Annotated in this window: 18 protein-coding genes and 1 tRNA gene; 12 read left to right on the top strand and 7 right to left on the bottom strand. The window is 71.6% G+C overall.

The annotated features are described in order from the left end of the window. The first annotated feature begins 6 nt into the window (after positions 1-6). The 5 genes from ACIBI5_RS40410 to ACIBI5_RS40390 are packed head-to-tail and all read left to right on the top strand — an operon-like array spanning position 7 to position 5,302. Positions 7-1,584: an ABC transporter substrate-binding protein gene (locus ACIBI5_RS40410; RefSeq protein ID WP_397254916.1), complete on the top strand. Its 1,578-nt coding sequence runs from the start codon at positions 7-9 to the stop codon at positions 1,582-1,584. Between the two features lies 1 nt (position 1,585). Next, positions 1,586-2,530: an ABC transporter permease gene (locus ACIBI5_RS40405; protein WP_397254914.1), complete on the top strand. Its 945-nt coding sequence runs from the start codon at positions 1,586-1,588 to the stop codon at positions 2,528-2,530. Positions 2,531-2,535: 5 nt separating this feature from the next. After that, a complete protein-coding gene (locus tag ACIBI5_RS40400; RefSeq protein ID WP_397254912.1) occupies positions 2,536-3,357 on the top strand; it encodes an ABC transporter permease in 822 nt (273 codons plus the stop codon). After that, complete coding sequence (locus ACIBI5_RS40395; protein ID WP_397254910.1) at positions 3,354-4,298, top strand: ABC transporter ATP-binding protein; 945 nt, start codon at positions 3,354-3,356, stop codon at positions 4,296-4,298. The genes ACIBI5_RS40400 and ACIBI5_RS40395 overlap by 4 nt, the downstream gene beginning before the upstream one ends. Next, positions 4,295-5,302 (top strand): ABC transporter ATP-binding protein, encoded by a 1,008-nt coding sequence (locus ACIBI5_RS40390; RefSeq protein WP_397254908.1) that lies wholly within the window; start codon positions 4,295-4,297, stop codon positions 5,300-5,302. The genes ACIBI5_RS40395 and ACIBI5_RS40390 overlap by 4 nt, the downstream gene beginning before the upstream one ends. Here ACIBI5_RS40390 and ACIBI5_RS40385 read toward each other — a convergent pair. Genes ACIBI5_RS40385 through ACIBI5_RS40375 form a run of 3 tightly spaced genes read right to left on the bottom strand, consistent with a single transcriptional unit; the run spans position 5,247 to position 7,904 of the window. Beyond that, positions 5,247-6,224, bottom strand: a complete 978-nt coding sequence (locus tag ACIBI5_RS40385) for a PucR family transcriptional regulator (protein ID WP_397254906.1) — start codon at positions 6,222-6,224, stop codon at positions 5,247-5,249. The genes ACIBI5_RS40390 and ACIBI5_RS40385 overlap by 56 nt on opposite strands. 7 nt (positions 6,225-6,231) lie before the next feature. After that, entirely contained in the window at positions 6,232-7,023 is a 792-nt protein-coding gene (locus tag ACIBI5_RS40380) for an ABC transporter permease subunit (RefSeq protein WP_397254904.1), read from the bottom strand. Further along, entirely contained in the window at positions 7,020-7,904 is an 885-nt protein-coding gene (locus ACIBI5_RS40375; protein ID WP_397254902.1) for an ABC transporter ATP-binding protein, read from the bottom strand. Before ACIBI5_RS40375 ends, ACIBI5_RS40380 begins: the two co-directional genes overlap by 4 nt. 99 nt (positions 7,905-8,003) lie before the next feature. On the opposite strand from ACIBI5_RS40375, the gene ACIBI5_RS40370 reads away from it, so the two are divergent. After that, positions 8,004-8,816 carry a patatin-like phospholipase family protein gene (locus ACIBI5_RS40370; protein WP_397254900.1) on the top strand — a complete coding sequence of 271 codons (813 nt, stop codon included), beginning with the start codon at positions 8,004-8,006 and terminating at the stop codon, positions 8,814-8,816. A gap of 4 nt (positions 8,817-8,820) precedes the next feature. After that, positions 8,821-9,840 carry a 1-acyl-sn-glycerol-3-phosphate acyltransferase gene (locus tag ACIBI5_RS40365; protein WP_397254899.1) on the top strand — a complete coding sequence of 340 codons (1,020 nt, stop codon included), beginning with the start codon at positions 8,821-8,823 and terminating at the stop codon, positions 9,838-9,840. On the opposite strand, the gene ACIBI5_RS40360 is transcribed toward ACIBI5_RS40365, so the two are convergent. Then, entirely contained in the window at positions 9,837-10,151 is a 315-nt protein-coding gene (locus tag ACIBI5_RS40360; RefSeq protein ID WP_184959739.1) for a chorismate mutase, read from the bottom strand. The two genes, ACIBI5_RS40365 and ACIBI5_RS40360, sit on opposite strands and share 4 nt — an antisense overlap. Positions 10,152-10,212: 61 nt before the next feature. On the opposite strand from ACIBI5_RS40360, the gene ACIBI5_RS40355 reads away from it, so the two are divergent. Then, complete coding sequence (locus ACIBI5_RS40355; RefSeq protein ID WP_397254897.1) at positions 10,213-11,097, top strand: DNA-3-methyladenine glycosylase family protein; 885 nt, start codon at positions 10,213-10,215, stop codon at positions 11,095-11,097. Positions 11,098-11,120: 23 nt separating this feature from the next. After that, the gene (locus ACIBI5_RS40350; protein WP_397254895.1) at positions 11,121-11,711 is read left to right on the top strand and encodes an exonuclease domain-containing protein; all 591 of its coding nucleotides are present in this window, start codon (positions 11,121-11,123) and stop codon (positions 11,709-11,711) included. Here the strand turns inward: ACIBI5_RS40350 and ACIBI5_RS40345 are convergent. After that, positions 11,632-13,137 carry a cobyric acid synthase gene (locus ACIBI5_RS40345; RefSeq protein WP_397254893.1) on the bottom strand — a complete coding sequence of 502 codons (1,506 nt, stop codon included), beginning with the start codon at positions 13,135-13,137 and terminating at the stop codon, positions 11,632-11,634. The two genes, ACIBI5_RS40350 and ACIBI5_RS40345, sit on opposite strands and share 80 nt — an antisense overlap. Before the next feature lie 120 nt (positions 13,138-13,257). Here ACIBI5_RS40345 and ACIBI5_RS40340 point away from each other — a divergent pair, with 120 nt between their 5' ends. Then, a complete protein-coding gene (locus ACIBI5_RS40340; protein WP_397254891.1) occupies positions 13,258-14,541 on the top strand; it encodes an MFS transporter in 1,284 nt (427 codons plus the stop codon). Here the strand turns inward: ACIBI5_RS40340 and ACIBI5_RS40335 are convergent. Both ACIBI5_RS40335 and ACIBI5_RS40330 read right to left on the bottom strand, forming a co-directional pair. Beyond that, positions 14,471-15,442 (bottom strand): cobalamin biosynthesis protein, encoded by a 972-nt coding sequence (locus tag ACIBI5_RS40335; protein WP_397254889.1) that lies wholly within the window; start codon positions 15,440-15,442, stop codon positions 14,471-14,473. The two genes, ACIBI5_RS40340 and ACIBI5_RS40335, sit on opposite strands and share 71 nt — an antisense overlap. Beyond that, positions 15,426-16,214: a phosphotransferase gene (locus ACIBI5_RS40330; RefSeq protein ID WP_397254887.1), complete on the bottom strand. Its 789-nt coding sequence runs from the start codon at positions 16,212-16,214 to the stop codon at positions 15,426-15,428. The genes ACIBI5_RS40335 and ACIBI5_RS40330 overlap by 17 nt, the downstream gene beginning before the upstream one ends. A 92-nt stretch (positions 16,215-16,306) precedes the next feature. Here ACIBI5_RS40330 and ACIBI5_RS40325 point away from each other — a divergent pair, with 92 nt between their 5' ends. Both ACIBI5_RS40325 and ACIBI5_RS40320 read left to right on the top strand, forming a co-directional pair. Further along, complete coding sequence (locus ACIBI5_RS40325; RefSeq protein WP_397254885.1) at positions 16,307-17,041, top strand: ZIP family metal transporter; 735 nt, start codon at positions 16,307-16,309, stop codon at positions 17,039-17,041. Positions 17,042-17,095: 54 nt separating this feature from the next. Then, positions 17,096-17,169, top strand: a tRNA-Arg gene (locus tag ACIBI5_RS40320). Positions 17,170-17,226 lie beyond the last annotated feature (57 nt).

Below are 17,226 nucleotides of genomic sequence, written 5' to 3'. Positions count from 1 at the left end.
GCCCCCATGAGACCCGTGATCCCCATGGTGGCGGCCATGCTGACCGTCGCCGCCTGTTCCTCGATCCAACCCGTCCAGCCCCAGAGCCCCGCCCCTTCCACCGGCCCCGTGCGCGCGGGCGGCACGCTCACCTTCGCGCTCAACGCCGACCCCGACCACCTGGATCCCACGCTCAGCCGTTCGCTGGTCAGTCGGCAGATCTTCCACGCCATGTGCGAGAAGCTCTACGACGTCGACGAGAAGGTCCAGGTCATCCCTCAGCTGGCCGCCGCCCTGCCGAGCATCAGCCCCGACGGCAGGACCTACACGATCCCCCTGCGCGCCGGAGTGAGGTTCGCCGACGGCACGCCGCTCGACGCCGAGGCGGTCAAGCGCAGCCTCGACCGGCACCTCACGCTGGAGACCTCCTCGCGCCGCAGCGAACTTGGGCCGATCACGGCCGTGCGCGCCACCGACCCGCGGACCGTCACCATCACGCTCGAACGCCCCACGGCCCCGCTCACCGCGGCCCTGGCCGACCGGGCGGGCATGGTGATGTCGCCCAAGGCGCTCCAGGGGAACTTCGCCGCCGGCCCGGTCTGCGTCGGGCCGTTCAAGTTCGCCTCGCGGGTCCCGCAGAGCAGCATCGAGCTGGTCAGGGACCCCAACTACTACGACGCGGCCAAGGTGAAGCTGGACAAGCTCGTCTACCGGATCATCACCGACGGCAGCATCAGGGCGGCCAACCTGCGCTCGGGCGACGCCCAGGTCGCCGACACGATCTCGCCGGAGGACGTTCCCCAGCTCGGCGCCGACCCGAACCTGCGGGTGCTGCAGTCCGACTCGCTCGGCTACCAGTCGCTCACCGTCAACGTCGGCAACACCGACGGGCTGGGCAAACCGCCCAAGACGCTCGGCACCCCGATCGCCAAGGACGCCCGCATCAGGATCGCGCTTGAGCACGCGATCGACCGCGACGCCCTGGTCAAGACCGTCTTCCGCGGGCTCTACCGGACGGCCTGCTCGCCCGTCTCGCCCAACTCGCCCTATACGAGCGAGCGGGCCCAGCAATGCCGGCCGCACGATCCGGCCAAGGCGCGGCAGTTGCTGGCCGAGGCGGGGGCGGCGGTGCCGTACAAGATCAAGATGGCCGTCACGAACACGCCGCTGAACCTGCGCCTGGCCCAGACGCTCCAGGCCATGGTGAAGGACGGCGGGTTCGAGATGGAGATCCAGGCGGCGGAGTTCGCCTCGCTGCTCGACCTGCAGGACGCCGGCGACTACGAGACGTTGCAGATCGGGTGGTCGGGGCGGGTGGACGCGGACGCCAACCTCACGCCGTTCGTGCGCACCCAGGCGGCGCAGAACGTCGCCGGCTACAGCGACGAGCAGGTCGACGCCCTTCTGGACAAGGCGCGCGAACAGCTCCAGCCCGCCGAGCGCGCGCAAACCTACGCGCAGGTGATCGAACTGCTCCAGCGCGACAACCCGCTCATCTACCTCTACCGGCAGCGCAACATCACCGGCGTCAGCGCCCGGCTCACGGGCGTACAGGGGTTCGCGGACGGCCTGGTCCGCGTGGCCTTCGCCGGCTTCGTGTCGTGACATGCGGCGCTACCTGCTCCGGCGGCTGGCCGAGTCGGCGGTGACGTTTCTGCTGGCGACCGTGGTGGTGTTCGCCGGCGTGCGGGCGCTGCCGGGCGATCCGGCGCGCGCGCTGGCCGGTGAGGACGCCACGCCCGAACTGCTCGCCGCCATCCGCGAGCAGTACGGCCTGGACCAGCCGCTTCTCGTCCAGTACACCCGTTACGTCGCGACCAGCGTCACCGGCGACCTGGGCACGAGCCTGCGCACCGGCCTGCCGGTGCGCGACATGCTGGCCCAGGCGCTGCCGGTCACGGTGGAGCTGGCCCTGCTCTCGCTCGCGATCGCGGTTCTCATCGGCGTGCTCGCGGGCGTCGTCGCCGCGGTACGGCGCGGCCGCCCCGCCGAGTGGGTCGCCAACGGCTTCGCCCTGCTCGGCCTGTCGATCCCGAACTTCTGGCTGGGCCTGATGGGCATCCTGTGGCTGTCGGTGGCGCTCGGCCTGTTCCCGGCCTCAGGCTATGTCCCGTTCTTCACCGACCCGCTGGGCAACCTGCACCGCATGGTCATGCCCGCCGTGGTCCTGGGCACCGGCCTGGCCGCGGTGATCATGCGGCAGACCAGGGCGTCGATGCTGGAGGCGCTGTCGGCCGACTACGTGCGGACGGCGCGGGCCAAGGGCCTGGCAGAACGCCAGGTGATCGGCGTGCACGCGCTGCGCAACAGCCTGATCGTGGTGGTCACGATCGCCGGGCTGCAACTGGGCGTGCTGATCTCGGGCGCGGTGGTGACCGAGCGGATCTTCGCGATTCCGGGCTTCGGCAAGCTGACGGTCGACGCGGTCTTCCAGCGCGACTACCCGATCATCCAGGGCGTGGTGCTGGTCACCGCCACCGCGTACATCGTCATCAACCTCCTGGTCGATCTGCTCTACTCGGTCATCGACCCGCGGATCAGGGTCGCATGAGGGCCGTGCGCAGGCTCCTGCGCAATCCCCTGACCGTCGGCGGGCTGCTCGTCCTCGTGATCGGCGTGGGGGCCGCGCTGCTGGCGCCGTGGCTCGCGCCGCACGCCTTCGACCGCGCCGACTTCGGCGGCCTGTTCCGCCCGCCCGGCTCGCCCGGACACTTCCTCGGCACCGACGACCTCGGCCGCGACATCCTCTCCCGCATCATGTACGGCATGCGGGCCTCCCTGCAGGTCGGGGTGTTGTCCGTGCTGCTGGCCGTGGGCATCGGCGTCCCCTTGGGCCTCGTCGCCGGATATTTCAGGACCTTCGATGGCCTGGTCTCCCGCCTGACCGACCTGGTCCTGGCCTTCCCGTTCCTCATCCTGGCCGTCGGCTTCGCCGCGATCCGCGGGCCGTCGCTCACCAACGCCGCCCTGGCCATCGGCATCACCCAGATCCCCGGCATGATCAGGGTCACCCGCTCGGAGACCCTGCGGATCAAGGCGCTCGACTACGTGGACGCCGCCGTGGCGGCCGGTGCCCGCGACGGCTGGATCGTCACCCGGCACGTCTTCCCGAACGCCACCTCCGCGATCATCGTGCAGGCCACGGTGGCCGTCCCGATCGCGATCATCGGGGAGTCCGTGCTCTCCTTCCTCGGCCTGGGCGTGCAGCCGCCGGTGCCGAGCCTCGGCACGATGCTCTCCGACGCCCAGTCCTACAGCTCGACCGCGCCCTGGACCGCGGTCGTGCCGGGCATCACGATCCTGCTGGTCGCCTTCGCCTTCAACCTGGTCGGCGACGGGCTGCGCGACGCCCTCGACCCGAAGGAGAGCCGCCGATGATCGAGGTGTCCGATCTGTCGGTCGGCTTCCGCACCGAGGACGGACCGGTGCGGGCCGTGGACGGCGTCTCCTTCGACGTGCGGCCCGGCGAGGTGCTCGCGGTGGTGGGCGAGTCGGGCTGCGGCAAAAGCGTCATGGCGATGGCGCTGACCGGCCTGCTGCCGCCGACCGCGGCCGTGACCGGCTCGGTGCGCTTCGAGGGCACGGAGCTGGTCGGCGCCCCCGCCCACCTGCTGCGCTCGGTGCGCGGCAAGGACATCGCCTACGTCTTCCAGGAGCCCGCCACCTCGCTCAACCCGGTCTTCACCATCGGCAGGCAGATCGTCGAGGCGGTCCGCGCGCACACCTCCTCCTCCAGGAAGGCCGCCGCGCGCCGGGCCGCGGAACTGCTCGACCTGGTCGGCATCCCGCGTCCGCTCGAACGCCTCGGCCACTATCCCCACCAGCTCTCCGGCGGCATGCGCCAGCGCGTGATGATCGCGATGGCGGTGGCCTGCGGCCCCAGGCTGATCGTGGCCGACGAGCCGACCACGGCGCTCGACGTGACGATCCAGGCGGCCATCCTCGACCTGCTGCGCGACCTGCGCTCCAGGCTCGGCACGGCGGTCCTGCTGATCACCCACGACCTGGGCGTGGTGGCCGACTCGGCCGACCGCGTCGTGGTCATGTACGCGGGCCGCGTCGCCGAGTCGGGCACCGCCCGCGCCATCTTCACTCGTCCCCTGCACCCCTACACCAGGGGCCTGCTGGGCGCGGTGCCCGCCGGAACCGGCCGGCGGCTGACCGAGATCCCCGGCATGGTCCCCGTGCTGTCCGGCTCGCCCGACGCGTGCACGTTCGCCAACCGGTGTCCGCTGGCCGTACCCGAGTGCCTGACGGACCGCCCTCGGCTCCGTAGTCGCGAAGGCCACGAAGTCGCCTGCATAAGGGCCGAAATATGAGTGCGTTGTGTGAAGTAGAGGATCTGGTGCTGCATTTCGGCCGGGTACGCGCGGTCGACGGAGTGAGCCTGCGCGTCGACCGCGGCCAGGTGGTCGCGCTCGTCGGCGAGAGCGGCTCGGGCAAGTCCACCGTGGGCCGCTGCGTCGTACGGCTCCTTCAGCCCACCTCCGGCCGGATCCTGCTCGGCGGCGTGGACGTGACCACCCTGAGCAGGCGGCGCCTGCGCCCCCACCGCCACAAGGTGTCGATCATCTTCCAGGACCCGGCCGGCTCGCTCGACCCCCGTTTCCGGGTGGGCGAGATCGTCGCCGAGCCGCTGCGCGTCGGCAGCGAGCGCGTGCCGGGACGGCAGCGGGCGGCCCGCGCGCACGAGATGCTGGAGAAGGTCGGCCTGCCCGCCCGCATCGCCGCCCGCTTCCCGCACGAACTGTCCGGCGGCCAGCGCCAGCGCGTCGGCATCGCCCGCGCCCTGGTCTCGGGGCCCGACCTGCTCATCGCCGACGAGCCGACCAGCGCGCTGGACGTCTCCGTGCAGGCCGCCGTACTCAACCTGCTCGCCGACCTGCAGCGCGACCTGGGCTTCGGCTGCCTGTTCATCACCCACGACCTGTCGGCCGTGGAGTACCTGGCCGACACCGTGGCCGTCATGTACCTGGGCCGGATCGTGGAGAGCGGCCGAGTGCTCGCCGCGCCCCGTCACCCCTACACGCAGGCGCTGCTGTCAGCCTCGCCCTGGCCCGATCCCGACGCGCAGCGGGCCAGGACCCGCGTGGTGCTCTCCGGAGAGCTGCCCTCGCCCGCCGATCCGCCTTCCGGGTGCCGGTTCCATACGCGGTGCCCGGTGGCGGAGGCGCGCTGCCGTACCGAGGAGCCGGTATTGCGGCGGGTGGAGGGCGGGTCGGTGGCCTGCCACCTGGTCGGCGAGGACGGGTCGGGACCTCAGCTGATCACGCCGGCGGCCAGTCGAGCAGCCGCGCCCCCAGCACCGCCGTCTCCAGCGTGAACCGCTGCGTCGGCTCGTCCGGTGAGAAGCCCGTCAGGCGGCGGATGCGCTCCAGCCGGTAGGTGACGGTCCTGGTGCTGACGCCGAGCCGGCGCGCGGCCGCCGCCTGGTTGCCATGCACGGCGAAGACGGCCGCCAGCGTCTCCAGCAGCGGCTCGTGGCCGCCGCGCGCGCCGAGCAGCGGGCTGAGGACGCTGCTGACCAGGTCCTCGATGGCGGCCCTGTCGCGCAGGAGCACCGGGAAGACCAGCAGGTCGGCGGCCTTGACCACCGGGGCGGCCAGGCCGAGGCGGCCCGCCAGCTCCAGCGCCCGCTCGGCCTCCCTGAAGGAGGTGACGACGCCGCCCGGACCGCGCTGCGCCCGCCCGACCGCCACCCGCCAGCCGGGCGCGAACCTGGCCCGCACGTGGTGGGTGAACTCCCCCACCGCGGCCGGGAGCGTCGCCGGTGACACGCACACCAGCAGGGACTCGCGCGCGGCCACCAGGATGTTGTGCGAGCCGAACCTGGCGACCAGTTCGCGTTCGATCCGGTCCTGGTCGCCGTCCTCCATGCCGCTGGCCACGGCCACCACGTACGACTCGGCCAGGCGCAGCCCGAAGTGCTCGGCCCGCTCGGCCAGGCGCTCCGCGCGGCCCTGGAGCAGGTCGTCCACGAACTCCTTGCGGGCCGTTTCCTCGCTGCGCAGCGCGGCGTGCTGGGCCGCCTCGTAGCCGTCCATCAGCGCGGCGACCAGCCGGCGCAGCGCGGGCGCCGCCGTACCGTCGGCCGCGGCGAGCGCGTCGTCCACCAGCACGCGCAGCGGGACGCCGCGCACGGCGGCGCTCTCGCCGATCGCGCGGCACTCCTCGACGGCCGCGCGGCCCGGCAGCCGCCCCGCGGCGGCGTGCTCGGCCACGAGGCGCCGCAGCGGCTCGTCCATCTGCCCGTCAGACTCCTACGTCGCGCCGGTCGAAGGCGAGGACCGCGGTGAGCGCCAGCACGACCGCCGCCCCCGCCAGCACAACGTAGTCCCACGTGGGCAGCCCCTGGTAGACGGGCCTGCCCTCGGCGTAGTAGTGGAACGGCGAGAGCCACTTGAGCCAGGAGATCGCCTCGACGTTCCTGCCGACGGTCACGACCATGTAGCCGGCGACCGCCCACGCGCCGACGGCGGCCATGGCCGGGGCCTTGCGGCCGGTCACCGCGCCCACGGTCACCGTGACCGTGCCGAAGAACACGGCGAGCAGGAAGACTCCGGTGTGCGCGGCGAGAATGCGGTCCACGGCGACGCCGAGGTCGATCGACCGGGCGACGGCCACGAGGACCGCGAAGGTGATCGCCGCGACCAGGAGGAGCGCCGCGACCATCGCGGCGTAGCGCTCCAGCAGCAGCCGCCTGCGGTCGACGGGCAGCGTGATCGTCAGCTCCAGCGTGCCGGACTCCTCGGGCTGGGCGATGGCCCGGTTGCCGAGGATCATCGCGCACACGATGAACATGATCGGGACGAGCAGCTGGTAGACCACGGTCTGGAGGTAGCCGGAGGCGGTGGCGATGTCCTCCATGCCGCCCATGATGTCGCGCAGCGCCCCCGGCGACTTGGCCAGCGCCTGCCTGCTGAGGGTCTCGGGGTCCTCGCGCAGGCTGGCGTAGATGCTGATGTACATGGTCAGGAACAGGCTGATGCCGACCGACCAGCCGACGAGCGACCTGCGGTACTCGCCCAGAGCCTTGGCGATCATGACGCCTCGCTGTAGTAGGTCAGGAAGATCTCTTCGAGGTCGGGTTCCGAGCTGACGAGGTGCACGACGGTGAAGCGCGCGGCGGCCTTGATCAGCGCGTCGGGACGGCCGTCGATCGTGCAGGCCAGCGCGGCGCCGCGGACGCTGAGCTCCCGCACCCCCGGCAGGCCGGCGAACGCCTCGGGCGGCACCGGCGCGTCGAAGTGCAGCTCCACCCGGCGCACCGCCTTCTCCCGCAGCGCCGCGACGTCCTCCACCGCGACCAGGCGGCCCTCCCGTACGATGCCGACCCGGTCGGAGACCTGCTCCACCTCGGCCAGCACGTGCGAGGACATGAGCACGGTCCGCCCCGACACGCGCACCTCGCGCACCATCGACAGGAACTCCCGCTGCAGCAGCGGGTCGAGTCCGCTGGTCGGCTCGTCCAGGATCAGGAACTCCGGCTCGTGCATGAACGCCTGGATGAGCCCGACCTTCTGCTTGTTGCCCTTGGAGAGCTTGCGCATCGGCACCGACAGGTCCGCGTCGAGCCGCTCGGCCAGTTCCCCGATCCGCTTGGACGGCACGCCGCCGCGGATCCGGCCCAGGAAGCGCAGGTAGTCGCGGGCCTTCTCGCGGCCCTCCAGGACCAGTTCGCCGGGCAGGTAGCCGATCCTGGCGCGGGCGGCGGGCTCGCGGGAGCCGTACCCGAGGACCCGGACCGTGCCCCTGGTCGGCCGGATCACGTCGAGGAGCAGGCGGATGGTGGTCGTTTTCCCTGCTCCGTTCGGGCCCAGGTAGCCGAAGACCTCGCCGGGACGGATCTCCAGCGTCAGATCCTCCAGGCCGCGGCGCGCCCGGTAGTACTTCGTCAGCCCTTCGGCCTCCACGACTGCTGTCATGTCCCGGATGCTCCTCCGCCGCCGGGCCGTCGTCATCGCACGAGTCCGGCAGTCGCGGAGACTGCTTGGTTTCCGGCTTCCGGCAATAATGTTGCCTTCGTGGAGACGGCATTCGTGCTCGGCGGCGGCGGGCTGCTCGGCGCTCACGAGGTGGGCATGCTCAGGGCGCTCGACGAGGCGGGCGTGCGCCCCGACGTGGTGCTCGGCACCTCGATCGGCGCGATCAACGGCGCGGTGCTGGCCGCCGACCCCGACCGCGCGGTCGAACGGCTGACCACCCTGTGGTCGTCCGACGTGGTCCGTACGGCTTTCGCCGGCTCATGGGTCTCGCGGCTGTCCACCCTGGCCAGGACCGGCACCCACCTGCATCCGGCCGGACCGCTGCGGCGGATGCTGGCGGCCACGCTCGGGGTGGAGCGGATCGAGGATCTGGCGGTGCCGTTCCAGTGCGTGGCGGCCTCGGTGGAGAGGGCGGCGGCACACTGGTTCACCGGCGGGCCGCTGGTGGACGCGGTGCTCGCCTCGTGCTCTGTGCCGGGGTTGCTGCCGCCGGTTGACGTGGGCGGTGAGCACTTCTTCGACGGGGGGCTCGTGCACAGCATTCCGGTCGGGCGGGCCGTACATCTGGGGGCCCGTCGGGTTTTCGTGCTTCATGTCGGACGGATCGAGCGCCCGCTCAGCGCGCCGACGCGGCCGTGGGAGGTGGGGATGGTGGCCTTCGAGATCGCGCGGCGGCACCGGTTCGCCGAGGAGATGGCGAACCTGCCGCCAGGCGTGGAGGTGCACGTGCTGCCGGCGGGCGCGCCGGAGCCGGTCTCTCCGCTCCGCTATCGGGACGCTTCGCTTATTTCGGCTTATGTCGAGCGCGCTTACAAGGCTTCTTCCCGATATTTGGCTTCAAGAGGAGGATGAGGGCGTGCCCCCACGCATTCTGCGGCGCCTCATCCTCGCGCCCCTGGTCATCGTGCTGACCGTCGTGGTGGTCGTCACGCTGCCGTTCTGGCTGGTGGTGGTGGCGGTGGCCTCGCTGCGCCTGCCGCCGCCGCAGCGGCGCGGGGTGCGGCTCATCTGGTTCGCGGCGGCGTGGCTGGTGCTGGAGTGCGGCGCGCTGCTGGCCTGCTTCGCGCTGTGGGTCGCCGCGGGCTTCGGCGGGCGGCTGCGCAGGGACGAGTTCCAGACGCGCCACTACGCGCTGATCAAATGGTTTCTCGCCCGCGTGTACGGCACCGCGGAACGCGTCTTCCGCCTGACCGTCACCATCGCGGAACCCCCGCTGACCGAACAGGAGCAGGCCGCCCGGCTGACCCGCCCGGTCATCGTGCTCTCGCGCCACGCGGGCCCCGGCGACAGCTTCCTGCTGGTCCACCACCTGCTGGCGTTGTACCGGCGCAAGCCGCGCATCGTCATGAAGGCGGCCCTGCAGTACGACCCCTCGCTGGACGTCCTCGTCAACCGCCTGCCCAACGCGTTCGTCCCGCGCCGGGTGACCGAGAGCGGCATCCTGGACGAGATCACCCGCCTGTCCTCGACCATGGAGGACCACGACGCCCTGGTCATCTTCCCCGAAGGCGGCAACTTCACCCCGCGCCGCCGGCGCCTGGCCATCCGCCGCCTGGAGGAGAAGGGCCTGGCCGCCGAGGCCGAGCGGGCGCGCGGCCTCGACCACCTGCTGCCGCCCCGGCCGGGCGGCGCGATCGCGGCCATCGAGGCCTGCCCGTCGGCCGACGTCATCTTCGTCGCCCACACCGGCCTCGACGACCTCGTCACCGTCGGCGACATCTGGCGCCGTCTCCCCCTGGAGGCGAAGATCACCGCCCAGTGGTGGCGGGTGCCGGCCGCGGAGATCCCGCGCGAACGCGAGGAACGCATCCGCTGGCTCTACGACCAATGGGAGTGCATCGACAACTGGATCGCCGCCCAGAAGGTGGCAGGCTAGGACCGGCGGGCCCGGTTGTTCGCGATCAGCTCGTGGTGACGCACGACTTCGGCGATGATGAAATTGAGAAAGCGCTCCGCGAATACCGGGTCGAGTTTCGATTGTTCCGCCAGGCTGCGCAGCCGCGTAATCTGCCGCTTCTCGCGCTCGGGATCCGCGGGCGGCAGGCTGTATTCCGCCTTCAGTTTCCCGACTTCCTGCGTGCATTTGAACCGCTCCGCGAGCAGGTGCACCAGGGCGGCGTCGAGATTGTCGATACTGTCACGGAGCCGCTGCAGCTCCTTTTGCACGAATTCCCGGTCACCGTCCATCAACAATTCCTCATTCCCTGCTGGTGAAATCCCAATTCAGGGAGCTTACTACCATGTCCGTATGAGCACGCACGGCTTCACCCTCGCCGCCGAGGGCCCCTTCGACTTCGCCGAGACCCTGCGCTTCGTCGAGGACTGGCCCGCCACCAGCACGCTCGCGCCCAGCGACGGCACGGCCCTGCGCTTCGCCTACAACGCGGAGTCCGACTGGCGCCCCATCGGCGTGAGCGTGCGCGCGGCGCCCGGCGGCGTCGCCGTGGAGACCAGCCGCCCGGCCGGCCCGGCGATCCGCGCCGAGATCGCCCGCATCCTCTCCCTCGACGTCGACGGCACCGGCTTCGCCGCGCTCGCCGCCGCCGACCCGGTGCTCGGCGACGTCCTGCGCCTGCGTCCCGGGCTGCGCCCGGTGTGTTTCTGGAGCCCGTGGGAGGCGGCGTGCTGGGCGGTGATCGTGCAGCGCTCCTCGATGCACGTCGCCGCGCGCGTCAAACAGCGCATCGCCGAGCGGTACGGCGCCACGCTCGACGTCGGCGGCCACCCCTGCGTGGCCTTCCCTCCCCCGATCTCCCTGGTGGAGGCCGGCGGGCTCGGCCTGCCCGTACGCAAGGAGGAGTGGATCCACGACCTGGCCAGGGCCGCGCTCGACGGCGTCCTCACCACCGAGCACCTGCGCGCCCTGCCGCCGTCCGAGGCGCTCGCGGAACTGCGGACGCTGCCCGGCGTCGGGCCGTTCACGGCCGGGCTCATCCTGATCCGCGGCGCGGGCGCGCCGGACGCCTTCCCCGGTGACGAGCCCCGGTTGTTCGCGATCCTGCGCGAGGCGTACGGCCTGCCGGAGGACGCCCCGCCCACCGCCTACCGGAAGATCGCCGACTCGTGGCGCCCCTACCGTTCGTGGGCCTCCTTCCACTTCCGCGCCGCCGGATATCAGGTGCGCCAGCCGTAGGAGGACTTCTACGCTGGCCTGCCATGGACCATTTCCTCAATGTCGTGGACGTCGAGGCGACCTGCTGGCCCGGCTCCCCGCCGCCGGGCATGGTCAGCGAGATCATCGAGATCGGCCTGACCGTCGTGGACCTGGCGGCCGGCGAGCGCGTGAGCAGGCACGGCATCGTGGTGAAGCCGGCCCGCTCCACCGTCGGCCCGTTCTGCACGGAGCTGACCGGCCTGACCGAGGACGAGGTCGGGCAGGGCGTGCCGTTCGCCGAGGCCTGCCGTGTCCTGGCCGCCGACCACCGGGCGGGATCGCGCCCCTGGGCGAGCTGGGGCGACTACGACCGCAAGCAGTTCACCCGTCAGTGCGCGGCCACCGGCACCCGCTACCCCTTCTCCCGCGACCACACCAACGCCAAGCTGCCCTTCACCGCGGCCCACGGGCTGCGCAAACGCCCCGGCATGGCCCAGGCGCTGACCATCGCGGGACTCCCGCTCGAAGGCCGGCACCACCGGGGCGAGGACGACGCCTGGAACATCGCCGCCCTCATCCTCCACCTGGCGTCCCGGGACGCCTGGTACCCCCCGGAGGCAGAAGCGGAGCGTCGATCGGACCGTGCTCGATGAGGCGCATCATCGCGCCGACGTCCAGATGCCGTTCGACCAGGTCGCCCAGGGCGTCCAGGCGCTCCTCACGCAGTGCGGCGAAGCTGACGCCGGGATCCGGGGCGAAGGCGCGCCCGGCGCGCGCGGCCACGTCGGCGAGGAAGGCGCGGCGGAAGCCGTCGTTCTCCAGGGCGCCGTGCCAGGTGGTGCCCCAGACGTCGCCGACGCGGCAGCCGTCCAGGAAGGGCTCGCCGCCCTCGACGGTGGCCACGCCGTGATGGATCTCGTAGGCGCTCACGGGCTGGCCGTAGGCCAGGCCGGTGGGACGGGCGAGCGTCTTCTCCGGCCGGAACGTGACGGTCACCGGGAGTAGCCCGAGCCCCGGGACGTGGCCGGCGCCGGACTCCACGCCGTCGTGGATGTCGCGGGCGAGCATCTGGAAGCCACCGCAGATGCCCAGCACCGGTCCCTTTCTCTCCTGTACGGCACGCGCCAGCCCGTTCTCCCGCAGCCAGGCGAGGTCGGAGACCGTGGCACGGGAGCCGGGCAGCACCACGAGGTCGGCGTCGTCCAGTTCGGCGGGGTCGGTGACGAAGCGGACGACCACGCCGGGTTCGGCGGCCAGGGCGTCCAGATCGGTGAAGTTGGAGATCCGGGGCAGCCTGACCACGGCCACGCGCAGGGTCTGCCTGCCGTACGGGCCGCGGGTGACGACGCGGCGGTTGTCCAGGGCCAGGGAGTCCTCGACGTCGAGCCAGAGCCCGTCGAGCCAGGGCAGCACGCCGTAGACGGGGCGTCCGGTCAGCGTGTGGAGGGTGTCCAGCCCGGGTTGCAGGAGTTCGACCGCTCCGCGGAACTTATTGACGATAAATCCGGAAATATGGGCTTGGTCGGCGGCGTCCAGCAGCGCCACCGTCCCGTAGAAGGCGGCGAACACCCCGCCCCGGTCGATGTCGCCCACCACCACGACCGGCAGCCCCGCCGCCCTGGCCAGGCCCATGTTCGCGATGTCACCGGCGCGCAGGTTGATCTCGGCCGGGCTGCCCGCCCCTTCGCAGATCACCACGTCGTGGGCGGCGCGCAGCCGTTCCAGCGACTCCAGGGCCTTCTCCCGCAGCATGTCCTTGAGCGCCCCGTACTCCAGCGCGTCCACGTCCGTCAGCGGCCGGCCCATGAGGACCACCTGGCTGCGCCGGTCGCTGCCCGGCTTGAGCAGGATGGGGTTCATGTCCGCGACGGGCTCCAGCCGCGCCGCCCTCGCCTGAACCTCCTGCGCCCGCCCGATCTCGGCGCCCCCGGCGGTGACGAAGGAGTTCAGGGACATGTTCTGCGCCTTGAACGGCGCCACCTTCACACCCTGGCGGACCAGCCACCGGCAGATGCCGGCGGTCACCACGCTCTTGCCCGCGTCCGACGTCGTCCCCGCCACCAACAACGCACCCTTCACCGCGGCATTTTTTCACACGTGCCCCATTTACAGCGCACCGCCCTTCTAGAACAATCTCCTAGAACGTCGCTCTAAGAGAGGTGCCGCATGGTCGGGACGTTCGGATCACCACGAACCGGTGTGATCAACGCACAGGACCGCGCGCCGTACGGCTGGACGCCGCTCGTCGTCCTGTTCATCGTCGGCCTGGTCGACCGCATCGAGTACAACCTGCTGTCGGGCGTCCTCCCTCTGGTCCAGGCGGAATGGGGCTTCTCCGACACCGCCGCGGGATCCATCCCCACGGCCGCCGCCCTCGCCGCCGCGCTGGTGGCCCTGCCCGCCGGGTACTTCGCCGACCGCTACAACCGCACCCGCATCCTCGCCGTCGTCGTCTTCTGCTGGGCGATCGCCACCCTCGGCTCCGGCCTCGCGACCGGATTCGCCATGTTCTACCTGATGCGCGTCTTCCTGGCCGCCGCGGAGAACATCGACAACCCCGCCGCCGGCAGCCTGCTCGCCGACTGGTATCCGCCGCTCTCACGCGCCAAGGCGTACGGGCTCACGCGCGTCACCACCTACCTCGGCGGCATCGGAACCCTGCTCGGCGGCGTGCTCGGCCAGGCCATGGGCTGGCGCAACGCCTTCCTCGTCATGGTCATCCCCGGCGTGCTCACCGCGATCCTGTGCTGGATGCTGCGCGAGCCCAGACGCGGCGAACTCGACCGGCTGGTCGCGGGCGGCACCACCCCGGCCTCCCCGCCGAAGGCGCCGAAGCAGCCGTTCTGGCCGCAGTTCCGCCTCGTGCTGCGCAATCCGACGCTGATGTTCGTCTGCGTCGGCCTGGCCCTGCTCACGCTCGGCCTGGCCGGGATCTTCTTCTGGCTGCCCACGCTGATGGTGCGCGCGTTCGCCGCCACCCCGGCCACCGCCGGCTCCTACAGCGGCCTGATCACGGTCGCCGGCACGCTCGTCGGCACCCTGGTCGGCTCGTGGCTCGGCCGCAAGTGGCACGGCACCGTCAAGGGCGGGCGGCTGCTGGCCGGCGGCGGCGGCATCACGATCGGCGCCGCGGTGCTCGCCGCCGCCCTCTCCATGAACTCCCTGCTCGCCATGGCCGCGCTCACCCTGCTGGCCTGCTCGCTCATGTCGATCGCCATCCCGAACATGACCGCCTGCCTGGCCGACGTGGTCGGGGCGGGCTCGCGCGGGCTCGGCTTCGCCGTCCTGCAGGTGTTCACGACCGCGGGCGGCGCGTTCGGCTCGCTGATCGTGGGCATCTTCTCCGACCGGCTCGGCTCCCTGGCCGGCGGCATGTACGTGCTGATCGTGCCCATGGTCCTCGGCGGGCTGATCACGCTGGGCGCGCGGGCCTCCTTCGAACGGGACGCCAAGAAGGTCCTCGACGAGGCCAGGGACGCATAGCCGCCAGCACCGCCAGCCCGGCGGCCGTGAAGCTCACCGCCCTGGTCAGCCGGACCGCGCGCCTGATGTCCCCGACCTCGGGCGCGCGGCCGTCGCCCATGGTCGGACGGTGTTCCGTCCGCCCGCCGTACACGTTGGTGCCGCCGAGCGTCACCCCGAGCGCGCCGGCGAAGGCCGCCTCGCACCGTCCCGCGTTCGGGCTCGGGTGCCGATGCCCGTCCTTCTTCAGTACGGCCAGCGCCCCCGCCCGATCCGGCCCCACCGCCACGGTGATCAGCCCGGTCACCCGCGCCGGAACGTAGTTGGCCACGTCATCCAGCCGCGCCGCCGCCCAGCCGAACCGCTCGTACCTGGGCGAACGATGCCCGACCATCGCGTCCAACGTGTTGATCGCCCGATAGGCCAGCAAGCCGGGAATCCCCGCCACCGCACCCCAGAACAACGGCGCCACCACGGCGTCCGAGGTGTTCTCGGCCAGCGACTCCACCGTCGCCCTGGCCAACTCCGGCTCCTCCAGCTCCGACGGGTCGCGCCCGCACAGGTGCGGCAGGCGCCGCCTGGCCCGCTCGACGTCCTTGTCCTCCAAGGCGCCGGCCAGATGGGCGCCTTCGCGGGCCAGCGTCGTACCGCCGAGCACCGCCCAGGTCGCCGCCGCGGTGAGCGCGGTGCGGGCCAGGGGGTGGCGCACGCGTTCCGCCAGGATGCCGACGCCGGCGGCCGCGCCCACGCACAGGGCGACGTGGGCCACGCCGTTCGGGCGGGCGTCGCCGTACAGGCGCCTCTCCAGAGCGGACGCGGCCCGGCCGAACAACGCGACCGGATGTCCGCGGCGCGGATCCGCGAACATGGCGTCAAGCGCGACACCGAGCGCGATACCCGCGGATCTAGACCAGATGTGCATGGAGTTCATCTTCGTGCACATCGAGCCAGGCGGCCGCCCGGCGGATGCGCTCACCGGCGCCGCCGGCCCACATCGCCGCCCAGGCGCCGCCCTGGTCCGCCCGCTTCCGCATCACGTCGTAGCTGCGGTGGAAGCGGAGCCTGGCCAGGTCGAGCAGGCGGCGCCGGTCTCGGGGCGGCAGGCCGTACGCGTCGCAGAAAAGACGCAGCCGAGCACCCACGTCCGCACCACCGTCCGCTCCCCGCAGGAGCGGATGGCGGTCGAGCGGATCGGCGATGGGCGCCCAGTGGCGCAGCGTGGTGACCACGTCGAACAGCCGCGTCGTGGGCCTGGCCTGGTCGAAGTCGATCAGCGCGACGGCGCGGCCACGATGAAAAATCGTGTTCTCCGGCCGTAAGTCACAATGCCCGATGACTTCCGGCGCCCTGTCATCATTGGACCCCTCAACCCACCCCTGGGCGGAGAACCCCTCGGTGGCGTCATGAAACTTCCGCAAAAGCTCCGCGAGGCTCCGCAACCCATCCTCGGCCGCGTTGTGCGCGGTAAGCCCGCAGCTACCCGGAATGTAAGTGATGACCTCACGGTCGAACTCGTCGAACCCCACCACCCGAGGCGCCCCGGCGAACCCCGAGGCCTCAAGGTGCCGCAAAAGGGCGTGCACGGCGGGCGTGGACGAGCTTTTCGGACGGCGGACCGTATCCCCGACCCGAACCACCCCGTCCGTCACGTCCCCGCCCCGCAGCGGTGTCTCATGCAGGAGCGTCGCGACCATGCAACGGCATCTTAGACCCCTTTAGACCGATCCCGCCTGGCTTTTTGTGTCGGACCACCGCCCCGGCGCCGCCTGCCCATACCGTGGCCCGTATGCCGATCCTGCTGTCCGTAGTGGCGTTCCTCATGACGCTCCTGGGCGGCCTGGTCGCACACCGCGTCCGCGAACGCCGCAACCTCGTCCTGGGCGCCGCCGCCGGCGTCATGCTCGGCGTCGTAGCCTTCGACCTCCTGCCGGAAGCCCTCTCCCTCGACACCGTCACCCTGCACGGCGTCCCCCTGCCCATGCTCACCTTCGCCGCCGGCTTCCTGGCCGTCCACATCGTGGAACGCGCCGTAGCCATGCACGACACGCACGAAGGCGACTACGCCGCCCACCGCCACACCCACGCCGGCATGGGCCTGGTGGCCGGCAGCGCCCTGGTGGTCCACAGCTTCCTCGACGGCGCCGCGATAGGCGCCGCCTTTCAAACCGACACCGCCCTCGCCGTAGCGGTGGCCATCGGCGTCATCGCACACGACTTCACCGACGGCTTCAACACCTACACACTCACCACGCTGTACGGCAACGCCCGCCGCCGCGCCATCATCCTCCTCACCCTGGACGCCGTGGCCCCCATCGCCGGCGCCACCCTGACCACACTGCTCCCCATCCCCAAGGGCCTGCTGGGTGCGTACCTGGGCCTGTTCGCCGGCTTCCTCCTGTACCTGGCCACCTCCCACATCCTCCCCGAAGCCCACACCCCCCGCCGATCCACCGGCCTGACCCTGGCGGCTACGCTGGCGGGCACGCTGTTCATGTGGGCGGTGATCGGACTGACCGAGTGACACGGGCAAATCGAGTGCGTGACAACTCGCCGGATCATGCACAATAAGGCGGGAGCGCCCTTAGCTCAGCTGGATAGAGCATCGGACTTCTAATCCGACGGTCGCAGGTTCGAATCCTGCAGGGCGCGCTTCTCCACCTGCGGAAACACCAGCCGCGGTCACGGCCGACGGCGGCATGGGGCAAA

Source organism: Nonomuraea sp. NPDC050540 (genome assembly GCF_044457485.1).
In the GTDB taxonomy this organism is placed as follows: domain Bacteria; phylum Actinomycetota; class Actinomycetes; order Streptosporangiales; family Streptosporangiaceae; genus Nonomuraea.
This window is presented reverse-complemented; position numbering and strand designations above follow the sequence as displayed.

Coding starts and splice junctions, on each gene's coding strand:
- ACIBI5_RS40395 (WP_397254910.1), top strand. CDS start 3,354: ATGATCGAGGTGTCCGATCTGTCGGTCGGCTTCCGCACCGAGGACGGA.
- ACIBI5_RS40350 (WP_397254895.1), top strand. CDS start 11,121: ATGGACCATTTCCTCAATGTCGTGGACGTCGAGGCGACCTGCTGGCCC.
- ACIBI5_RS40360 (WP_184959739.1), bottom strand. CDS start 10,151: ATGGACGGTGACCGGGAATTCGTGCAAAAGGAGCTGCAGCGGCTCCGT.
- ACIBI5_RS40335 (WP_397254889.1), bottom strand. CDS start 15,442: ATGCACATCTGGTCTAGATCCGCGGGTATCGCGCTCGGTGTCGCGCTT.
- ACIBI5_RS40380 (WP_397254904.1), bottom strand. CDS start 7,023: ATGATCGCCAAGGCTCTGGGCGAGTACCGCAGGTCGCTCGTCGGCTGG.
- ACIBI5_RS40410 (WP_397254916.1), top strand. CDS start 7: ATGAGACCCGTGATCCCCATGGTGGCGGCCATGCTGACCGTCGCCGCC.
- ACIBI5_RS40355 (WP_397254897.1), top strand. CDS start 10,213: ATGAGCACGCACGGCTTCACCCTCGCCGCCGAGGGCCCCTTCGACTTC.
- ACIBI5_RS40330 (WP_397254887.1), bottom strand. CDS start 16,214: ATGGTCGCGACGCTCCTGCATGAGACACCGCTGCGGGGCGGGGACGTG.
- ACIBI5_RS40385 (WP_397254906.1), bottom strand. CDS start 6,224: ATGGACGAGCCGCTGCGGCGCCTCGTGGCCGAGCACGCCGCCGCGGGG.
- ACIBI5_RS40405 (WP_397254914.1), top strand. CDS start 1,586: ATGCGGCGCTACCTGCTCCGGCGGCTGGCCGAGTCGGCGGTGACGTTT.
- ACIBI5_RS40325 (WP_397254885.1), top strand. CDS start 16,307: ATGCCGATCCTGCTGTCCGTAGTGGCGTTCCTCATGACGCTCCTGGGC.
- ACIBI5_RS40375 (WP_397254902.1), bottom strand. CDS start 7,904: ATGACAGCAGTCGTGGAGGCCGAAGGGCTGACGAAGTACTACCGGGCG.
- ACIBI5_RS40390 (WP_397254908.1), top strand. CDS start 4,295: ATGAGTGCGTTGTGTGAAGTAGAGGATCTGGTGCTGCATTTCGGCCGG.